The sequence below is a fragment of the Sulfitobacter sp. UBA1132 genome (assembly GCF_002311545.1).
GTDB lineage: Bacteria > Pseudomonadota > Alphaproteobacteria > Rhodobacterales > Rhodobacteraceae > Sulfitobacter > Sulfitobacter pontiacus.
This window is the reverse complement of sequence record NZ_DCAN01000005.1, coordinates 142,802-159,150: the sequence shown is the minus strand read 5'-3', so window position 1 is coordinate 159,150 and position 16,349 is coordinate 142,802. Positions and strand designations below refer to the sequence as shown.

General features: G+C 60.4%; 15 protein-coding genes. 7 read left to right on the top strand and 8 right to left on the bottom strand.

Going from position 1 to position 16,349, the window contains the following annotated elements; genetic code table 11:
- Positions 1-237: 237 nt before the first annotated feature.
- Genes B4F27_RS03650 through B4F27_RS03620 form a run of 7 tightly spaced genes read left to right on the top strand, consistent with a single transcriptional unit; the run spans position 238 to position 7,304 of the window.
- Complete coding sequence (locus tag B4F27_RS03650; protein WP_286758888.1) at positions 238-1,929, top strand: class I adenylate-forming enzyme family protein; 1,692 nt, start codon at positions 238-240, stop codon at positions 1,927-1,929.
- 33 nt (positions 1,930-1,962) lie between these two features.
- Positions 1,963-3,255: a 3-hydroxyacyl-CoA dehydrogenase gene (locus B4F27_RS03645; protein ID WP_009824289.1), complete on the top strand. Its 1,293-nt coding sequence runs from the start codon at positions 1,963-1,965 to the stop codon at positions 3,253-3,255.
- Positions 3,252-4,031, top strand: a complete 780-nt coding sequence (locus B4F27_RS03640) for an enoyl-CoA hydratase-related protein (protein ID WP_009824290.1) — start codon at positions 3,252-3,254, stop codon at positions 4,029-4,031. Before B4F27_RS03645 ends, B4F27_RS03640 begins: the two co-directional genes overlap by 4 nt.
- 53 nt (positions 4,032-4,084) lie before the next feature.
- A complete protein-coding gene (locus B4F27_RS03635) occupies positions 4,085-5,371 on the top strand; it encodes an acyl-CoA dehydrogenase family protein (protein ID WP_037942093.1) in 1,287 nt (428 codons plus the stop codon).
- The gene (locus tag B4F27_RS03630; protein WP_005848869.1) at positions 5,368-6,135 is read left to right on the top strand and encodes an SDR family NAD(P)-dependent oxidoreductase; all 768 of its coding nucleotides are present in this window, start codon (positions 5,368-5,370) and stop codon (positions 6,133-6,135) included. Before B4F27_RS03635 ends, B4F27_RS03630 begins: the two co-directional genes overlap by 4 nt.
- A gap of 9 nt (positions 6,136-6,144) precedes the next feature.
- Positions 6,145-6,936 carry an SDR family oxidoreductase gene (locus B4F27_RS03625; RefSeq protein ID WP_009824292.1) on the top strand — a complete coding sequence of 264 codons (792 nt, stop codon included), beginning with the start codon at positions 6,145-6,147 and terminating at the stop codon, positions 6,934-6,936.
- Positions 6,933-7,304 (top strand): VOC family protein, encoded by a 372-nt coding sequence (locus B4F27_RS03620; protein ID WP_005848865.1) that lies wholly within the window; start codon positions 6,933-6,935, stop codon positions 7,302-7,304. The genes B4F27_RS03625 and B4F27_RS03620 overlap by 4 nt, the downstream gene beginning before the upstream one ends.
- A 21-nt stretch (positions 7,305-7,325) precedes the next feature.
- Here B4F27_RS03620 and B4F27_RS03615 read toward each other — a convergent pair whose 3' ends face one another.
- From B4F27_RS03615 to B4F27_RS03580, 8 genes are all read right to left on the bottom strand, one after another.
- Positions 7,326-8,381: an amidohydrolase family protein gene (locus B4F27_RS03615; RefSeq protein ID WP_286758887.1), complete on the bottom strand. Its 1,056-nt coding sequence runs from the start codon at positions 8,379-8,381 to the stop codon at positions 7,326-7,328.
- Positions 8,378-9,256 (bottom strand): acyl-CoA thioesterase, encoded by an 879-nt coding sequence (locus B4F27_RS03610; protein WP_286758886.1) that lies wholly within the window; start codon positions 9,254-9,256, stop codon positions 8,378-8,380. Before B4F27_RS03610 ends, B4F27_RS03615 begins: the two co-directional genes overlap by 4 nt.
- 6 nt (positions 9,257-9,262) lie before the next feature.
- Positions 9,263-11,221, bottom strand: a complete 1,959-nt coding sequence (locus tag B4F27_RS03605) for an acetoacetate--CoA ligase (RefSeq protein ID WP_286758885.1) — start codon at positions 11,219-11,221, stop codon at positions 9,263-9,265.
- Positions 11,218-12,420 carry a serine hydrolase domain-containing protein gene (locus B4F27_RS03600; protein ID WP_286758884.1) on the bottom strand — a complete coding sequence of 401 codons (1,203 nt, stop codon included), beginning with the start codon at positions 12,418-12,420 and terminating at the stop codon, positions 11,218-11,220. Before B4F27_RS03600 ends, B4F27_RS03605 begins: the two co-directional genes overlap by 4 nt.
- Positions 12,421-12,521: 101 nt before the next feature.
- Positions 12,522-13,226 (bottom strand): ABC transporter ATP-binding protein, encoded by a 705-nt coding sequence (locus B4F27_RS03595; RefSeq protein WP_005848854.1) that lies wholly within the window; start codon positions 13,224-13,226, stop codon positions 12,522-12,524.
- A complete protein-coding gene (locus tag B4F27_RS03590; protein ID WP_009824297.1) occupies positions 13,226-13,987 on the bottom strand; it encodes an ABC transporter ATP-binding protein in 762 nt (253 codons plus the stop codon). Before B4F27_RS03590 ends, B4F27_RS03595 begins: the two co-directional genes overlap by 1 nt.
- Positions 13,984-15,324, bottom strand: a complete 1,341-nt coding sequence (locus B4F27_RS03585) for a branched-chain amino acid ABC transporter permease (RefSeq protein ID WP_009824298.1) — start codon at positions 15,322-15,324, stop codon at positions 13,984-13,986. The genes B4F27_RS03590 and B4F27_RS03585 overlap by 4 nt, the downstream gene beginning before the upstream one ends.
- Positions 15,321-16,277 carry a branched-chain amino acid ABC transporter permease gene (locus B4F27_RS03580; RefSeq protein ID WP_005848848.1) on the bottom strand — a complete coding sequence of 319 codons (957 nt, stop codon included), beginning with the start codon at positions 16,275-16,277 and terminating at the stop codon, positions 15,321-15,323. The genes B4F27_RS03585 and B4F27_RS03580 overlap by 4 nt, the downstream gene beginning before the upstream one ends.
- Between the last annotated feature and the right edge of the window lie 72 nt (positions 16,278-16,349).

Here is a 16,349-nt window from a genome sequence, read left to right as displayed (position 1 = left end):
TTTTCGCCGAGATATGGGGCCGCACGTGCGGAGGGCCTTGGTGCGCGTAAAATCCTGTCAAACGTCAGCTTGCGGAACATCGTTCCATCATGCGGTATTGGCAGTTTGAATTTTAGCGCTTAGGCTGCAGAAATCAGAGTCGCGGACAATCGTGGAGGAGTGTCCGCCAACAGGCTCGATAAGGGAGGACGAAATGGCCACACTATCTGTATCTATGCTGTCTGCGGGCGGGTGCATATGACCGCAATGACCCCCGAAGAAGCCATTCGCCACGTGGTTTCAACGAACCCGACGTTCGAAGTAACCGAAAGTAATATCCGTGGCGTCACCTATAAAACATTCAAGAATATCCCGAAAACCCTGGGCGGTCTGATCCAGGCGAGCCGCGAAATCCAGGGAAATGGCGCGGCGGAGTTTCTGGTCTATCAGGATGAACGCTGGACCTATGATGCGTTCACCGCCGATGTGAACCGCATTGCCAACGGGCTGCGCGACACGCTGGGGATCAAGACCGGCGATCGTGTCGGAATCGCGATGCGCAACTACCCCGAACTGCTCATGCTCACGCTGGCGGTCGCGTCGGCGGGTGCTGTGGTGGTGTTCGTCAATGCGTGGTGGACCACCGAAGAGCTTGACTATGCGTTGCAAGACAGCGGGGCCAAGACGGTCTTTGCCGATGGTCCCCGTTTTGAACGGATGAAACCGCTCGAGGATGATCTGGGCCTGCGTCTGATCGGCGTGCGCGATGCCGAGGAGATGGGCCCACACAAGCTGTCGGACCTCATGCAGGGCATGGCCGAAACGCCGCCCGAAGGGGTCGATCTGGACACGGACGATGATTTTGCGGTGATGTATTCCTCTGGCACGACGGGCAAGCCGAAAGGGGTGGTGCAGACCCACCGTGGTGCGCTTAGCGCGGTGTTCAGCTGGCTGTTACAGGCCGTCGCCGCGCCGCTGGTCGCCCCCCCTGAACCCGGCGCACCGCCCGCGCCGCGCCCGTCGGGGTTGATCGTCACGCCACTGTTCCACGTCACCGCGACGCATCCGCTGTTTCTGCTTAGCCTGCCCGCTGGTGCCAAGATCTCCTTGTTACACAAGTGGGACGCCGAAGAAGCGGTGCGCGTGATCAACCGCGAGGGCGTGACCCGTTTTCTGGGGGTGCCGACGCAATCTGCCGACCTGCTGGAAGCCGCAAAGCGTATGGGGGAAACCCTGCCGACGCTCACCTGGCTTGGCGCAGGCGGGGCGAAACGCCCTGCGGCGCAGGTCGCGCAGTTGAAAAACCAGTTCCCCGCCGCCGATATCGCGACAGGCTGGGGCATGACCGAGACGAACGCGCTTGGCATCGGCATGGTGGGCGAGGAATACAACAAACGCCCCGACGCCGCAGGCAAGCTGCATCCGCCGCTGCAAGACATCCGCTTTCTGGACGACAAGGGCAACGATGTCCCGCAGGGCGAATTGGGCGAGATTACCGTCAAAAGCCCCGCCAATATGCGCTGCTACCTCAACAAGCCGGAAGCCACAGAAGAGACGATGCAAGACGGCTGGCTGCGCACCGGTGATCTGGGTGTGATCGACGCCGAAGGCTATATCACCATCCTTGATCGCAAGAAGAACATCATCATCCGGGGCGGCGAAAACATCGCTTGTCTGGATGTCGAAGGCGCGCTGCACACGCATCCCGATGTGATCGAGGCTTGCGCGTTTTCCGTGCCGGATGCGCGCTTGGGCGAAGTCGTCGGGGCCTCTGTGCAGACCCGTGATGGCAAGCCTTTGACGCAAGCCGATATGGCGGCGCACCTCGACGGGCGGCTGGCCAAATTCAAGATACCTGAAAAACTGTGGTGCCAGGACGGTCCTTTGACCCGTGGTGCCACCGACAAGATTGACCGCCGTGCGATCCGCGCGGCCTGTCTGGACACATAAGGCCCACCAACCGGGCCGGAAGAAAGGAAGACTATGAACACCCCAACCGACGCAGAAATTGGTGCCTATATCGGTGCTGCCGGCAAAGCCGCATGGGAGGTCCCGGACCTGCCCGCCAACACCAAACAGCGCGAGATCAAATCCGTAGGCATCATCGGCGCGGGTACGATGGGCGGCGGCATCGCGATGAACTTTGCCACCGCGGGCATCCCCGTCACCATCGTCGAGACCACGCAAGAAGCGCTGGACCGCGGGTTGAAGGTCGTGCGCGGCAACTACCAGCGCAGCGCCGATAAGGGCCGTTTCCCGCAAGAAGAAGTCGAAGCGCGGATGGATCGCTTTGACGGCAAGCTGGAACTGGCGGCCTTGGCCGATTGCGACCTGGTGATCGAAGCCGTTTTCGAAGACATGGAGCTGAAGCGCAAGATTTTCACCGAGCTGGACCGCGTGATGAAACCCGGCGCGATCCTTGCGACGAACACCTCGGCGTTGAACATCGACGAAATCGCGGCGATGACCAAGCGTCCCGAAGACGTGATCGGGCTGCACTTTTTCTCGCCTGCCAACGTGATGAAACTGCTCGAAATCGTGCGCGCGAAACATACTGCTGATGATGTGGTCGCGACCTCGATGGATCTGGCAGCCAAGATCAACAAGATCGCTGTGCTCGTCGGCGTTTGCCCCGGTTTTGTCGGCAACCGTATTTTGTTCGCACGCCAGAAACAGGCCAACAAGCTGCTGCAACAGGGCTTGATGCCCTGGGATGTGGACGCCGCGCTGAACGCCTTTGGCTTCAAGATGGGGCCGTTCCAGATGTCCGATCTGGCCGGTCTGGATATCGGCTGGTCCAAAGGGGCCAAGACCGAAAACCCGATCCGCGATGCGCTGTGTGAAATGGACCGTCGCGGCCAGAAGACCCAAGCGGGTTTCTACGACTATGATGAATCCCGCCGCCCGATCCCGTCGGATGTGGTTGCCGGTGTGATCAAGGACATCACAGGCGCCGAAGCCAACCAGATGTCGCAGGAACAGATCATCGAAATCTGCATCTATCCGATGATCAACGAAGCGGTCAAAATCCTCGAGGAAAACAAGGCGCAGCGTCCCTCTGACATCGATGTGGTCTGGCTGAACGGCTATGGCTGGCCCGCCGATAAGGGCGGCCCGATGTTCTATGGCGATATGGTCGGTGCGCAGGCCGTGCTGGACGTGATGGAAAAGCTGGGCGCCGAAGACCCCGAATTCGCGCCCGCCGAGCTGTTGCGCGACCTGGCCAAGAATGGCGGGAAATTCACTGAAATCGACACCGGAGGGCTGAAGGTATGAGCTATCAATATATCACCACCGAAAAGAAGGGTCACATCCTTGTTGTGACCATGAACCGCCCCGAGGTGTACAATGCCGTGCACGTCGATATGCACAATGAAATGGCCGATTGCTGGGACGCATTTGCAGCGGATCAGGATCTTTGGGTTGCGGTTCTGACCGGCGCGGGGGACAAGGCGTTCTCCGCGGGGAACGACCTGAAAGCCACCGCTGCGGGCGGGTCAAAGGCGACAATGCCTGCCAGCGGCTTTGCCGGTCTGTCCTCGCGTTTCGATCTGGAAAAGCCCATCGTCGCAGCCGTCAACGGTTTCGCCATGGGCGGCGGGTTTGAAACGGCGCTGTCATGCGACATTATCCTCGCCTCTGATCAGGCGAAATTCGCCCTGCCCGAGGTCAAGGTCGGCTTCTTCGCCGCGGCGTCCGGCGTGCAGCGCCTGTCGCGCTATATCGGGCGGCTTGCCGCGCAAGAGATGATGTTCACCGGCCGCACCATCATGGCCGACGAGGCGCTGTCGATGGGCTGCGTCAACGCGGTCTATCCTGCCGACCAGCTGATGGCGAAAGCGATGGAAAAGGCCGAGGAACTGTGCGCCGTGTCGCCGTCGGCGGTCAAGGCTACGAAACGCGTCCTGAACGACATGTACAAGCGCGACGGGATGCAAGACAGCATCGCCTATTCACGCGAGGTGATCGCGGACCTCAGCAAAACCGAAGATTTCAAGGAAGGCGTGAACGCCTTTGTCGAAAAACGCAAACCCAACTGGGTCAATAAATAATCGAACCAACTGCCAGGAGGCACTCTATGTCACATAACGAAGCTATGGCCGGAATGAATAATCTCGAGATGTCCGAGAAGGCCAAGCCGCTGTTGGCCGCCGTCATCAAACACATCCGCGAAAATGTAGATCCGATCACCGACGAGTATTTCCGCCTTGGCGAAGGTCGTGCCGACCGCTGGTCACACGCGCCCGGCCAGTTGGAGCTGCTGGAAACCGCCAAGAAAAAGGCCCGTGAAAATGGGCTGTGGAATTTCTTTTTGCCCAATGCCGAAACCGGTGAAGGTCTGTCGAACCTCGATTACGCCTATATCGCGGCCGAGCTTGGCAAAAGCCCGCTGGCCTCTGAATCGCTGAACTGTTCCGCGCCTGACACCGGCAACATGGAAGTGCTGGAGCGGATCGGGACGCCAGAGCAGAAAGAAAAATGGCTCAAGCCGCTGTTGGCCGGTGAAATCCGGTCGGCCTTCGCGATGACCGAACCCGATATGGCGTCCTCGGATGCCAAGAATATCTCTACCTCTGCCGTGCTGGAAAACGGTGAATGGGTCATCAACGGCGAGAAATACTATATCTCCGGTGCCGGTGATCCGCGCTGCAAGATCATGATTACCATGGTCAAGACATCGCCCGACGCCGAACCTTTCCGCCAGCAGTCGCAGATCCTCGTGCCGATCGACACCCCCGGTGTTGAAATTGTCGGCCCGATGCATGTCTTTGGTCACGACGACGCGCCGCACGGTCACATGCACATCAAGTTCACCAATGTGCGCGTGCCCGAGGAAAACATCCTTTGGGGCGAAGGCAAGGGCTTTGAAATCTCCCAAGTGCGTCTTGGGCCAGGCCGCATCCACCACTGCATGCGCTCTATCGGGGCGGCGGAAAAGGCGCTGGACCTGATGATCGAACGCGGGCTGAGCCGTGAAGCCTTTGGCAAGAAGATCATCGATCTGGGCAAGAACATGGAAACGATCTCTCGCGCCAAGATCGAGATTGAAGCCATGCGCCTGATGGTTCTGAAAGCCGCCAAGGCGATGGACGTTCTGGGCAACAAAGAGGCTCGCATCTGGGTCAGCATGATCAAGGCGATGGTGCCGGAAAAGGTCTGCAACATCATCGATCAGGCGATGCAGGTGCATGGTGCGACAGGTATTTCGCAGTGGTCGCCGCTGTCGGGCATGTACACGTCGCAGCGCACGCTGCGCTATGCGGATGGCCCTGATGAGGTCCACCACCACGTGATCGCCCGCGCCGAGGTCAAGGATTATCAGGAATCCAACCTGCGCACATCGCGCGCCCGTGAAGAGATCGCCACAGGCCGTACGCGAGGTGGCGTATGACCCTATTCGATCTGACCGGAAAGGTGGCGCTGTTGACCGGCGCCTCCAAGGGCATGGGGCTGGCGATGGCCAAGGGTCTGGCCGAGCATGGCGCGACCGTCGTCATCTCGGCGCGCAAGCAAGACCAGCTGGACGCCGCCGCCGCCGAGATCAACGCGCTTGGCAAGGGCAAGGCGTTCGGCGTCGCCTGCAACGTTGGTTACAAAGAGCAGCTGCAAGCGCTGGTGGATGAGACCCACAAGCTGGCAGGCAAGATCGACATCGTGATCGGCAACGCGGGCGTGAACCCCTACTATGGGCCCACGTCCGAGATCCCAGATGACGCCTATGAAAAGACGATGAACGCCAATGTGCTGTCCAATCTTTGGCTGGCACAGATGGTGGCCCCCGACATGATCGAGAAAGGCGCCGGGTCGATGGCGTTCACCTCGTCCATCGGGGCGTTCAAACCGTCGGTCATGCTGGGCACCTATGGCATGTCCAAGCTGGCCCTGATCGGCCTTGTGCGCAACCTGGCCGCCGAATTCGGGCCCAAGGGGCTGCGGTTCAACGCAATCTGCCCGGGTCTGGTGAAAACCGAATTCGCGCGCGAGCTGTGGGATAATCCCGATGTCGAGAAACGCATCAAGAACGAGATCCCGCTCCGCCGTCTTGGCGAGGCAGAGGATTTTGCGGGGCTCGCCGTGTTCCTCGCCTCTGATGCAAGCCGCTACATGACCGGTCAGGCGCTGACCGTTTGTGGCGGGTCGAACATGTGGACGTAAGGGGCTGCTATGGAACTGAAGGATAAAATCATCGTCATCACCGGTGCCGCAAGCGGCATCGGCAAGGCGATGGCCATCCGCTTTGCCGCGGAAGGGGCCAAGAAAGTCGTCTGTGTCGACCTCAACAAGGAGGGCGCGCAGGCGGTTGCCGATGAAATCGACGGCGTGGCTTTCGGTGTGAATGTCGGTGTCGAGCAAGAGATCGCGGATATGATCGATGCCGTGGAAAACGACATCGGCCCGATTGATCTGTTCTGCTCTAACGCGGGCATATTGATCGCGGGCGGCATGGAAGTGCCGAACGAAGACTGGCAGCGCATCTGGGACATCAATGTGATGGCCCACGTCTGGGCGGCCCGTCATCTGGTGCCGCGCATGACCGAACGCGGGGGCGGCTATCTGCTGAACACCGCGTCGGCGGCAGGTCTGCTGAACCAGGTCGGCTGCGCGCCTTACGGCGTGACCAAACACGCGGCTGTTGCCGTGGCCGAATGGCTGGCGATGTCCCATGGTGACGACGGCATCAAGGTGTCGGTGCTCTGCCCTCAGGCTGTCCGCAGCGAGATGACCCGCGGTCACGAAGATTCTGTCGCCGCGCTCGACGGTCTGCTTGAAGCGGAACCCGTGGCCGAAGCCTGTCTGGAAACCATCCGCAACGAGACGTTCCTTGTGCTGCCCCACCCGCAAGTGCTGGAGTATATGCGCAAGAAAACCGAGAATTACGATCGCTGGATCGGGGGTATGCGCAAGCTGCACCGGATGTACGGCGACCGCAGAAAGCCGCAGGGGAATGTATCATGATCGGCTATACCACCGTGGGCACCAGCGACATGGCGCGCGCCAAGCAGTTCTATTGCGACCTGTTCGAAAGCAAGGGTGCCAAGGTGCTGATTGACAGCGGCCGGATCGCCATGATCGGCACCGGCGGCGGCACGCCCATGATCTCTGTCTGCGAACCCTACAACAAAGAGGCCCCTACCCCCGGCAACGGGGTGATGGTCGCTTTTACCGCTGACAGCAAAGAGGAAGTGGACGAGATCTACGCCAAGGCGATCTCGCTTGGTGCGACAGACGAGGGCGCGCCGGGGCAAAGGGTGCCGGACCGGTTCTACGGGGCCTATGTCCGCGACCTTGATGGCAACAAACTGTGCTTTTTCAAATTCGCCTAAAGTAAAAATCTGCCGTCCGCGTCACGCGGGCGGCAGCCCATAGACGCGCCGCGCAGTGCCAGAAAAAAGCGCCGCTTGCGCCGCGTCATCCAGATGCGCTGACATCTTCTTGAACGCGTTCCAGATCACCACATAGCTGACCGCCGTGCGATCCACGGGAAAGTTGCTTTCGAACATGCAACGTTCGGCACCGAAGACATCCAGCATATGCGCGTACCATTTGCCCTGCGTCTCTACGATCTCGTCCGAGGACGGTGGCAGGTCGCGGTGCATGTAGCCGTACCCATTGTCGGGCATGCAAAGCCCGCCCAGCTTGGCCATCACATTGGGGCATTCCGCCAGCTCTGACATATGGTCTTTCCACGCGGCAAAGATATCGTCGCGTTTGCCGTCGAACCGTCCAACGCCCAAGGGTGTGCCGAAGTGGTCAAGGATCAGCGTGGTCTGTGGCACCGCGCGGGCAAGGTCCAGAAACTCTTGGTGTTGATGGTGGTAATGCCAGCTGTCCAGCGTCAGCCCACGATCCCCAAGGATCTCGGCACCACGGATGAAATCAGGGTCACCGTATTGGTTTTCGACCCCACGTCCGGGGATTGCCAGATGCTGCGGTTCCGCATCGCGCGCGCCGGAGTTGCGGATACCTTTGAACAGCCCGTTCCCTGCGGCCTCATGCGCGTCGAGCGCGGCATGCAGCTGGTCGGGGGGCAGCACCAGTTCGGTCTGCGCGATGATGCCCGCGATCTGCGCCTGACCGCGCGGCGTCTGCGCCGCCATTTGCGCCACGGTACGGGTCTCGCCCACCGATTGCAGATGCGCGGGGGCGTCGCGATCCCAATAGGACCGACATTCGATATAGACCGTCTGCACCACGTTATGCCCGGCGCCGGTGTCACGCCAAAGCGCGTCCATCTCGTAGACGGCGGGGGCATCGGGCGTGCCGTGACGCCAGAGGTGGTGGTGGGGGTCCACAATCTCGCGCAGCGGGTCGATTGCGGTCTCGGGGACCAGTCCCAGCCAGTCGTCGCGCAGTTCGATCCCCGGTCGCCAACCCGGATAGCGGCCCCCCGTCTGTGTCATGAAGCAGCTTCTTTCTTTTTATAGGGGCGCATCAGCCCTTCCTGCGCCGTTGTCGCGGCAAGTTGGCCGTTCTGGTTGTAGATCAGCCCGCGATTGAACCCGCGCGCGCCACCGGTGAAGGGGGCGTCGAGTTCGTACAGATGCCAGTCAGAGAAATCGATCGGCGCGTGAAACCACATGGCGTGGTCAAGGCTGGCGGTCATGACCTGCCCCTGGAACCACGTCAGCCCGTGGGGCCGCAGCGACGAGCCGAGCAGGTTCATATCGGACGCATAGGCGAGCAGGCAGTGCTGCATGATCGGGGACTGCCCCTTTGCCGCCTCCATCCGGAACCAAAGATAATTCTTGTCCGAGGTCTTTTCCGGTTCGAACAGATCGCGCGGATCAACCTCGCGGATCTCAATAGGGCGTTCGCGCAGGAAATCGTCGCGGTGTTTGGGCGAGATTTTTTCGATATAGGGTTCGCGCAGGTCGGGGCGGTCAAGCCAGTGTTCCGGTCCTTTCACGTCAGGCATCTTGTGCTGGTAGTCCCAGCCCTCTTCGGGCACGTGGAACGACGCCGAGAGGTTGAAGATCTGCTTGCCGTGCTGGATCGCGACGACCCGCCGCGTGGTAAAGCTGCCCCCGTCGCGGGCACGGTCCACCTGATAGATCACCGGGATCGACGGGTCACCGGGACGGATGAAATAGGCATGCAGCGAATGGCACATCCGGTCCGGCACCGTGCGATAGGCGGCCATCAGCGCCTGCGCGATAACATGGCCGCCAAAGATGCGCGTGGTGGTTTCCCCGCCCGATCCGATGCCGCGGAACAGGTCGATCTCAAGCTGTTCGATATCCAGCAATTCAAGGAGTTGGCGGGCCACGTCGGTCATCTGGGTTCAGTCCTTCTGGGTCGCACGCGCATTGGCGTAGGCGACATAAAAATCAAAGCTGTCCGGATTGGCCATTGAATCCCTGTTCACCACCTTTTCCGGATCCTGACCAAGCAATAGCTTTTTCACAGGAACCTCAAGCTTTTTGCCAGATAGGGTGCGGGGGATCTCGGCGACCTCGATGATCTCGTTCGGGATGAACCGCGCCGAGACGTTCTTGCGGATTGCCGCGTTGATCTTGTCCTTGAAGGCGTCATCAAAGGCGACGCCTTGGGCTGGCACCACAAAGAGCGGCATAAAGCTTTCGCGCCCCAGAAATTCGAGGTCGACAACAAGGCTGTCCATCACCTCGTCCAGCCCTTCGACGGCCTGATAGATTTCCGCACTGCCAAGGCGCAGACCCTTGCGGTTGATCGTGGCGTCAGAGCGGCCATAGATCACCGACCCGCCGTGTTCGTTGATCTCGATCCAGTCGCCGTGGCGCCAGATGCCGGGATAGGTGTCGAAATAGCTGTCGTGCAGGCGGCTGCCATCATCGTCGCCCCAGAAGAACAGCGGCATCGACGGCAGTGGCTCGGTACAGACCAATTCGCCCACCACGCCGGTCAGGTCATTGCCATCCTCGTCGAAGGCACGCACCGCGTTGCCAAGCGCGCGGCACTGCATTTCACCTGCGCGCACCGGCATGCCGGGATGGCCCAGCACAAAGGCCCCCGCCAGATCGGTTCCGCCCGAGATAGGCGCCAGCCAGACGTCCTCTTTCACCTGTGTGTATATCCAGTCATAGGCATCAGAGCTCAGCGGTGACCCGGTCGAGCCGAGCGAGCGCAGCGCAGAAAGGTCGACCTCGTCGCGTGGGGTCAGCCCTGCCTTCATGCAACCGCTAAAGAAGGCCGCGCCCGCGCCAAAGAAATCAAGCTTTTCATCCGCGACAAAGCGCCAGATCACGCCCATGTCAGGATAATTTGGTGCCCCGTCGAACATCGCGACCGTGGTGCCCTGCCCCAGTGCGGTGAACTGCGAGTTCCACATGATCCAGCCCGAGGATGTCAGCCAGCAATAGCGCCCGCCGCGCCGAAGATCATGGTGCAGCGATTGTTTTGCGGATTCCAGAATGATCCCGCCATGCCCGTGCACGATCGGCTTGGGGTTGCCGGTGGTGCCGGAAGAATAGACGATCCACAGCGGATGATCGAAGGGGACTTGCGTGCTTTCATAGGGCGCGTCGCGGTCCAGCAGACTGTCCCACGTCACATGCCCCTTCGGCAGATCCCCGACAAAGGGCACCGTGACGCATTGCACCAGACTGGGCAGCGCCGCCTCTAGCCCCGCGAGGATTTCGCGACGGTCCACGGTTTTGCCCGCGTGGACATAGCCGTCTTGCGCGATCAGCACCTTGGGTTCGATCTGCTTGAACCGGTCCAGAATTGCGACATGCCCCATATCGGGGGCGCAAAGCGACCAGATCGCGCCGATGCTCGCGGTGGCCAGAAAGGCGATCATCGCGGTTTCGGTATTGGGCAGCACGGCAACAACGCGGTCGCCTTTGGTCACGCCCATATCCCGCAGATGCGCGGCGACGCTTGCCACTTGTGCGCGCAGATCGGACCACGACAGACGTTTGCGGCCAAAGGTTTCGGACTGCACGATCATTGCATCGCCGTCAGGCTGGCTGTCCACATGCTTCATGATCTGGTCGGTGTAGTTCAGCATCGCGCCGGGGCACCATTCGGCACCGGGCATCTGACGCTTCGCCATCACGGTCGTGTAGGGCGCGCTGGCCTGTACGTCGAAATAGTCCCAGATCGCGGACCAGAACCCGTCAAGGTCGGTCACGCTCCACTCCCACATGGCGTTATAGTCGTCGAACGTCAGCCCGCGTTGGTCTTTCAGGAACCGTTCAAATTCCGCCATGGTCGAGGCATCGGCGCGCTCTTTTGTCGGGGTCCAAAGGATATCGTTCATGTCATCGCTCCGTGGATGAGGGCCTTGAGTTGGGGGCGCGCGGGGTACGAGCTGGACGGCGCAAGCTGCGTGAAGAACACGACAGACAGATCCAGCACCGGATCAACCCAGAAGAAGGTAGAGGCCATGCCGCCCCAGCTGAAATCACCTAGGCTGCTGGGAACGCGGACGCGACCGGGGTTCAGCACCACGGCACCGCCAAGGCCAAAGCCCATCCCTTCCATCGGTTGTTCGGCAAAGCTGGCAGGCCCCATCGACGCGATGTCGCCGGGCAGATGATTGCGCATCATAAAGTCGAGCGTCTTGGGCGAAATCAGCCCCGCCCCACCGGTGCGCAGCATCTCGGCGAACTTGAGGTAATCATCAATGGTGCCCACCAGCCCGCCGCCGCCAGAATGCATCTCGGCGTTCAGGAAGGGGGAGGTGTCGGGCTTGTCCACGCAGCGCAGCACGGGCGTCTCTGGTTTGGCCGCGTTCATGCCATAGGCGCTGCCTGCCAGCGGGGTATAGAGCGAGGCAAAGCGGTCAATGCCACCTGCGGGCACGGAAAACCGCGTTTCGTCCATGCCAAGGGGGCCGAGGATTTCATCAACCAGAAACGTCTCTAGCGACTTGCCCGAAACGACCTCTATCACGCGGCCAAGCACGTCGATGCCCACGGAATATTCCCAACGGGTGCCGGGGTGAAACGCCAGCGGCAAGGCGGCCACGCGGTCGGTCATCTCTGTCAGCGATCCCTGATCGGCGCGGAACAAGATGTCGGCCTCGTCCATCGCCTTCGCCGTGATACCGGGGTTGAACGGATAGCTCAGCCCCGAGGTATGGGTCAGCAGCTGGTGCAGTGTCGGCGTCTGGCAGGGTTCGGTCTGATCCGCCGCTGTCGCGCCGTCGATCAGGCAGCGCATATCGGCGAAAGCGGGGATGAAATCGGAGACCGGCGCATCAAGGTGGAACAGCCCGCGTTCCGCCAGCATCATGATGCCGACCGAGGTGACGGGCTTGGTCATCGAATAGATGCGGGCGATCGTGTCGCGGGTGAACGGCTGGCCGGTATCCGTGTCGCGCTGGCCCTTGGCATCAAAGTAGACCTCTTGCCCGCCCTGCGCCACCAGCACCGAACACCCGGCAAACCGTTTGCGGTCCACATAGGTCTGCATCCAGTCCCCGATGCGGCCCAGCTTATTTGTGTCGAACGCCAAAAAACTTTCCTCCCGAGCCGCGTCCGCGCCTCAGGAGGATGAGGCCGCGGAACGCGACGATTTCGATAGATGATTTACTGGTAATGGTCTGGCTTAGGTCATCAGACCTCAAGCCATTCCTTGCGCACGTCATCACGCTGGCGCAATTCAGCCGGCGTGCCCTCATAGACCACCTGACCATGCCCCATGACATAGACCCGATCCGCGATGTCCATCGCGATCGACAGTTTCTGTTCCACCAGCAGGGTAGAGATCCCGCGGTTGGCGATCTCTTTCAGCACCTCGGCGACCTTCTGCACCATCTGCGGGGACAGACCTTCGGTGGGTTCGTCGATCATGACCAGATCGGGGTCGCCCATCAGCGTGCGACACATGGTCAACATCTGCTGTTCCCCCCCCGACAGAACCGAGGCTTCGACGTCGGCGCGGCGGTCGAGGTTTTCGAACATGTCAAACATCGACTGCATTGACCAACGGCCCGCGCCATCCTTCTGCCCCGGCTTCAGACCCAGCGTCAGGTTCTGCCGCGTCGTGAGACCGGGAAAGATATCGCGGTTTTCGGGCACATAGCCGATCCCCATATTCGCGATCTGGAACGCTTTCTTGCCGCTGATCTCCTGCCCCTGAAACTTGACCGATCCTTTCGGTTCGACCTCGCCCATGATGGCCTTGCAGGTGGTAGACCGCCCCACCCCGTTGCGCCCCAGAAGCGCGACGATCTCGCCTTCTTTGACGTTCAGGTTCACCCCCTGAAGGATGTGGGACTTGCCGTAGAAGGCGTGCATATCCGTGACTTCGAGCATCATTAGTGTTCTGCCTCCAATGCGGCGCCCAGATAGGCTTCTTGTACGCGGGCGTCTGCACGCACCTCTTCGGGTTTTCCGGTGGCGATGATTTCGCCATAGACCAGCACCGAAATCCGGTCGGCGAGACCGAAGACCACGCTCATGTCATGTTCCACCATGATCAGCGTCTTGCCCGCGGTCACCTTGAGGATCAGGTCGGTGATATAGTCGGTTTCCGTATTGCTCATCCCCGCCGTCGGTTCGTCCAGCATGATGACATCGGCACCGCCCGCGATGGTGATCCCGATTTCAAGCGCGCGCTGTTCGGCGTAAGACAGGGTGCCCGCGGGCAGGTTGCGCCGTTCCAGCAGGTTGATCTGGTCAAGGATGCGGTCCGCGCCCTCGGTCAGTTCACGGGACCGGTTCACCAGATTCCAGAAACTGTATTTATAGCCCTGCGACCACAAGAGCGCACAGCGCACGTTTTCAAACACGCTCATCGCCGGAAAAATGTTGGTGATCTGGAACGAGCGGCTTAGCCCCTTGCGGTTGATCTGGAAGGGTTCGAGCCCGGCCAGATCCTCTCCGTGCAGCTTTACCGTTCCAGCCGAAGGCGCAAACCGTGCGGTGATCAGGTTGAACAGCGTCGATTTCCCCGCGCCGTTCGGCCCGATCACGGCGTGACGTTCCGCCTTGCCGATGCTCAGGTCGATGCCGCGGATGATCTCGGCCTTGCCAAAGCTTTTCTTGAGGCCAGTCAGTTCAAGTGCGGGTGTGCTCATGACGCGCCTCCTGCTGTGTTTGCTTCACTCCATGCTTCTTTCAGTGCGGGTGCTGTGGCCTTGGCAATGCCAAGCCCGATCAGCGTTATCGCACCGGCCACCAGCCATGGCATCAGCGTGTGGCTGTCGAATGTGGTCCAGAAGACGGTCATTTCATTGTCACCCGTGGCCCCATGACGATAGTGGAACGTCATCTCGACCAGTGCCGCCAGCCCCATCAAACCGATTGCCGCCGGCAGCAGCGTCTTGAGATAGGGCATGATCAACGTCGATGCCTTGCCCAGCTTGAACACAGGCACATGCATCATCAGCAGACCTGCCAGACCACCGGGGAAGAACATCACCGTGGAGAGGAACAGGACGCCCGCATAAAAGGCCCAAAGCTCGGTCGACAGGCTCAGAACGGTTTGCAGCAGGGTAAAGGCGATGGCCCCGATGATCGGGCCAAAGAAGAACCCGACGCCGCCAAGGAAGGTCACCAGCAGGATGATCCCTGACGAGGCGGTGTTCAGGTTTTCCTCGGTCAGGATTTCGTAGTTGATCGCGAAAAGCCCACCGGACACACCTGCAAAGAAGCCAGAGGCGACAAAGCTGTAGAAGCGGACCCACCGCGAGGAATAGCCCAGAAACTCTGCCCGTTCGGGATTGTCGCGCACGGCGTTTGCCATGCGACCCACGGGGGTGCGGCTCCAGAGGTACATCAGCGCGGCAGAGATCACGACCCAGCCAGCGGTCAGGTAATAGACCTCGATCTGTTGCAGGAATTCGACGCCAAAGAAGGGCTGTGCGTAGGTCCGGTCGCCGCTGATGCCTTCCTCGCCGCCAAAGAACGCGACGATGATGACGGAACAGGCCGCGATCAATTCGCCCACACCCAGCGAGATCATGGCGAATACCGTGCCCGCGTTACGGGTCGAAAACGCGCCGACGATCATCGCCAGACCCATGCCGAAAAGACCACCAAACACCGGCAGGATCACCAGGGGAATGGTCGAGAAGAAATCGGACATGTTCATGATGTGCATACAGGCAAAGCCCCCCACACCGGCATAGACCGCATGGCCAAAGGACAGCATACCCCCCTGCCCGAGCAGCATGTTATAGGCCAGCGCGAAAACGATCGTGATCGACATCTGGTTCATGATCGTCAGTGCCGAATTATTGGTAAACACCATCGGCAGGATGGCCAGCACGACAGAGGCAATGACCCAGGGGGCCAATGTCAGCACCAGTGACCCTGACCGCATACGCTGCGCGGGTTTGGACGGGTCCGTGGTGATCTGCTCTTTCGGGCGGGCGCCTTTGGGAATGTCGGTTCTTGGATCTGAAACTGTCATGAGCTGCGCTTTCCGAAAAGACCTGCCGGGCGGAAGATGAGGATCAGCACCATCAGGATATAGGGCAAGATGTCGGCGATCTGCGGGCTCGTGAGGCTCCAGAAGTCGCGGAATATGCTGTCATCCAGGCTCTCGGGTTTAGAGATGCCAAGGCCGGTCAGGATATTCTCCATCTCGATGTTATAGGATTTGGCGAAGGTGGTGATCCAGCCAATCAAAAGCGACGCGATCAGCGCCCCCCACAGCGACCCGAGGCCGCCGATCACGATGGTCACGAACACGATCGACCCCAGCACAAAGGCCATACCGGGGAAGGTGCCAAGCACCGGTCCGGCAATCACGCCGGCCACACCGGCCAGAGCCGTGCCGACCCCGAAGACCCCCATAAAGATCAGCGGCACATTGTGGCCCAAGGCTTCGACCGTGCGCGGATAGCTCAGCGCGGCCTGAATGATCATGCCGACGCGGGTCTTGGTCAGCACGTAAAGCAGCCCGATAAAGATGCTGATCGAGATGAAGATCATGAATATCTTATAGGCGGGGATCGAATTCCCCGAGATCGCAAACGCGGTAAAGTTCAACGCGTCAGGAATGGCGTAGGGCAGTTGGTTTTTGCCCCAGATGAATTGCACCAGTTCTTCGATCAACAGCGCCAGACCAAAGGTAAAGATCAGTTCGGGCACGTGTCCGTATTGGTGAACCCGGCGCAGGCCGTAGCGTTCAACCCCTGCCCCCATCACACCCACGACGAGCGGCGCGATCAGCAGCCCCATCCAGAAGCCGAGCGCAAGACTGATCTGGTAGGCGAAATAGGCACCAAGCATGTAAAAGCTGGCGTGAGCGAAGTTCAAAACACCCATCATCGAGAAAATTAGGGTCAGACCGGCGGAGAGCATGAACAACAGCAATCCAGTAACCAGCCCGTCGATGAGGTTGACGAGAATGAGGTCCATGAGGCCCCTCCAGTAGTGTGGTGGCAAGGTGCAAGAAGGGCCCGCCCGCCAGCGCAGGCGGGCCCGAGAGAA